The sequence below is a fragment of the bacterium genome, from assembly GCA_021372535.1.
Lineage (GTDB): Bacteria > Latescibacterota > Latescibacteria > Latescibacterales > Latescibacteraceae > JAFGMP01.
Genome location: JAJFUH010000156.1, coordinates 1 through 2467 on the forward strand (window position 1 = coordinate 1; position 2467 = coordinate 2467).

2 protein-coding genes are annotated in these 2467 nt (G+C 47.3%); both read left to right on the plus strand.

The window, feature by feature from the left end; genetic code table 11:
- Positions 1 to 1811, plus strand: a 1811-nt coding sequence (locus LLG96_13900) for a PAS domain S-box protein (protein MCE5251304.1), incomplete at its 5' end; no start/stop codon positions are given.
- A 1-nt stretch (position 1812) separates the two neighbouring features.
- Positions 1813 to 2467, plus strand: a 655-nt coding sequence (locus LLG96_13905; protein MCE5251305.1) for a response regulator, incomplete at its 3' end; no start/stop codon positions are given.

Consider the following 2467-nt stretch of genomic DNA (forward strand, 5'->3'; position numbering starts at 1 on the left):
GGATGATCATCGATGTGAATCCGTTCATGATTGATAAATTGGGGTTCCCGCATAATGAATTCATCGGAAAGAATATCTGGGAACTGGGGTTTTTCAGGGATATTGGCATAAACAAAGCTAAATTTCATGAATTGCAGGAAAAAGGATACGTCCGGTATGAAGACTTGCCGCTGAAAACGGCCAACGGGCGGGAAATGTCCGTCGAGTTCGTCAGTAATGTCTATCTCGTGGGCCAAAAAAAGGTAATCCAGTGCAACATCCGGGACATCACCGAGCGGAAGCAGGCTGAAGAAGAACGGATTCGCCTCGAAACCGTCATCGAACAGGCCTCCGAATGTGTTGTGATAACCGACGTGAAAGGAACGATTCAATATGTCAATCCCGCTTTCGAGAAAATTACCGGATACAGCATTGAAGAGGCAATCGGTCAAAATCCCCGTATGCTTAAAAGTGGAAAACACGAAGAGATTTTTTACAAAAACATGTGGGATACTCTATTGAGTGGAAATAAATGGAATGGTCGTTTTATAAATAAAAAGAAGGACGGGCAGTTATATACCGAGGAAGCTTCAATTTCACCGATAATAGACAAAACAGGCGCCATCACGAATTTTGCGGCGGTAAAGCGTGATGTCACCAATGAATTGTTGACAGAACAGCGTCAACGCGAGACACAGAAGATGGAAGCCATTGGGACACTTGCCGGGGGAATTGCCCATGATTTCAATAATATCCTCTCGGCGATCATCGGTTACACGGAACTGTCGATGGATGAGGTTCCCGAAGGATCGCAATTACATTCCGACCTCACGAAGATATTCAAAGCAGGGTATCGCGCCCGTGACCTTGTCAACCAGATCCTGACCTTCAGCCGTCAGCGCGAGCAGGAAAAAAGGCCGATACTGATTGACCCCATTATCAAAGAGACCCTTAAAATGCTCCGGGCTTCTCTTCCCTCTACCATTGAGATTCGCCAGAGCATCGAACCCGAACCGGGAACCGTGAGGGCTGATGCGACCCAGATTCATCAGGTGATCATGAACCTGTGCACCAATGCAGGCCAGGCGATGAGCCAGAAGGGTGGAATTCTCGAAGTTATACTGACCAGTAAAGAGCTTGATTCCGGTTTCTGCATACAGCATCCGGGATTGGTACCCGGGCGATATCTGAAATTAATGGTAAGCGATACAGGCCATGGCATACCACAGGACATTCTGCCCAGAATCTTCGAACCCTATTTTACAACAAGAGATAAGAGCGGAGGTACCGGGCTGGGACTTGCCATGGTACATGGGATCGTTACAGATTGCGGCGGAGCAGTCACTGTGTACAGCGAACCGGGGAAAGGAACTACCTTCAAGGTATATCTGCCGGTAATCATGGAAGAACCTGCTGATGAAGCAGAGAAGACAGCGATTGTTATAAAAGGACACGAGCACATCCTTTTTATAGATGATGAAAAGGATATTGGCGATGTGGGAAAGCGAATTCTGGAACAGCTGGGTTATACAGTCACAGTCATGACGAGCAGCATCGATGCCCTGGAATTCTTCCAGAAAGACCCGTACCGGTTCGATCTCGTTATTACCGACATGACCATGCCCTTCATGACAGGAGATGAACTATCTGAAGAATTCATGCGTATCAGGCAGGACATTCCGATTATTGTCTGTACCGGATACAGTGAGAAACTCACGGAAGAGACAGCATTGAGCATCGGTATACGAGCCTACATGGGAAAGCCGCTGCTCAAGTCGGAGATGGCCGAAACGGTACGGAGAGTGCTGGACGAAAGGAACGAGGGCATCTGAAATGAATCTCAGTAAGCCGGGAAGCATTCATATTCTTGTTGTCGATGATGAAGAGCCCATACGGGATATCATGCAGAGGGCGATAAAAAACGCGGGATATACATGTACGACCGCGGGAAACGTAAAAGAAGCTCTCCGGATTCTTGATGAAAACAGTATCGATGTCGTAATTACGGATATTGTCATGCCGGGCGCCAGTGGTATTATTCTATTGGAAAAGGTAAGAGAAAAACACGATGCGGATGTCATGGTGATGACAGGATTTGCGGAAGGATTGAAATACGAAGAGATCATCGAGAAAGGCGCGTGCGATTTTATTCAGAAACCTATATCCACAAAAGAATTACTTGTCAGATTAAAACGGGTGCTCCGCGAACGGGCCGTACTCAGAGAGCGAAACCAGGCTGAAAAAGAACTTAAAAAAAGTATTTACCGATTTCGAAGAATTCTTGACGAAACGGTCAATGCGCTTGGAGCTGCGCTGGAAAAACGCGATCCCTACACCGCCGGCCACCAGCAGAGAGTAGCAAGGCTTGCCTGTACCATTGCGGAAGAAATGGGCCTTTCCGATACGCAGATCGAAGGAATCCGTATGGCCGGACTCCTTCACGATATCGGGAAGATTTCTTCACCGACCGATATACTGAATAAACCCA